General features: G+C 50.2%; 1 protein-coding gene. It reads right to left on the bottom strand.

The annotated features are described in order from the left end of the window. Positions 1–8: 8 nt before the first annotated feature. Positions 9–1,265, bottom strand: coding sequence for an AAA family ATPase (locus tag A1351_RS08325; protein WP_083967236.1), 1,257 nt, complete (start codon positions 1,263–1,265; stop codon positions 9–11). Between the last annotated feature and the right edge of the window lie 224 nt (positions 1,266–1,489).

The following is a 1,489-nucleotide window of genomic DNA, read 5'->3' as shown; positions in this document are numbered from 1 at the left end:
TTTTGTTATTATCCTCTGCCGATCGAGATACCTTTTTGCTCGGCGCGAAGTCTCACATAGCCGCGCATGATGTTTTCTCGAAAACTGAACCACCCGGCACCGTGACCGACAAGAATGCATCCGTGACCGTCGTTGCGGAGCGTGAGTAACCTTTGATTGAATGTCTCCCTTGGTAGGGCATAGCGTCCTGTCCGCCTCAGCATGATTTTTGAATACGATGCGTCATAAATTTCCTGAAGCTGCCGCATATCCGAATTCGTGTCAGCTAGAGCCCACAAGGCTTCTTCATAGTCGTCGGTATTTTTTGTCTTCTGGGTGGCCTTCTGATATTGGCCGCGTAGCACGGCGTCGCTTCTTTCCAAAGCACCAGTTATGCCGGCTCGAAAATGTTCCTGCTTTGCCACTTTCACATCTTCAGGGTCATCAAATATATTCCAGAAAAGTGTATCACCAATCAAATGGACGAAATGCGGAAAACCGTCGCTGATTTGACCAATGCGAATTAACATTTCTCTGTCAATCGACACGTCGACTTTTTCAGCAACAGTCGTGACGATCTGCCAGAGAAAATCATGATGGAGTTTTTCAAGACGGATCGTTTCCAAAATTCGGCCGGCGGATGGATGAGAGTTCAAAAGGTCATGGATATCAGATGCGATACCGCAAAAAATGAAACGAACGTCCCTATCTATGGTCGGAATATTTTTTATAAATTCGGCGAATAGCTCGCGCTCTCCTTTCGACTCAATCCGCTCCATTTCGTCAATGACGATAATGACCTGTCCTTGGCGCTTTCGGGCTACGTAGCGGATCACATCCAAGGCTTCATCGATAGTCTTCGGCACAGGGATCACTACGTCACCCCCTGCTCCTGTCGAGACGCCTCCACCAAAACCAACAATGTTTAAACTGAAACTTCGACCCGTCGTCGGTCGCTCAATGCGTTCTCTAATATCAATTGTTTGGGTGCCGATCGCATGAATGGCTGCGGCAAACGTCGTATTCTTTCCGCACGGCACATATATAGGCGCAGATTGGCTGGCGGCGTAAAGGTGCGCGGCGGTCACAGCCAAGCTGGTCTTTCCCACGCCACGATCACCGCAGATGAAAATTTGACGGCCGGGAGAGTTCAACGCTCTGTCGATTAGCCTCATGTTCTTCTCACGGCCAAAGAGGCGTTCAGGTGTTCGAATCTCTTCCGATGGCGTGAAATTTTCCCTGATTATCGTCCTGAATTCATTCTCCGAAACGCTGGAGATAGACATCTTGGACCGCTCCCGTGAAGCCGATTCGATCCATGACTATACCCCACAACACACCGGGCGGCGCACCTATCCGTTCGTCGTTTGTTTGTCGCCACACCACAATTTGAAGTCGACATAGACTTTTTTCACAATAGGTGGTGACTGCGCCACGATTCAGGATCGGGGCGCAGTTTCATCACATTTCACGCCGGACGGCGGCTCCACGACAGGCGCTCCGGCGCGAC

The organism is Methylosinus sp. R-45379, assembly GCF_001644125.1.
In the GTDB taxonomy this organism is placed as follows: Bacteria; Pseudomonadota; Alphaproteobacteria; order Rhizobiales; family Beijerinckiaceae; genus Methylosinus.
This window is presented reverse-complemented; position numbering and strand designations above follow the sequence as displayed.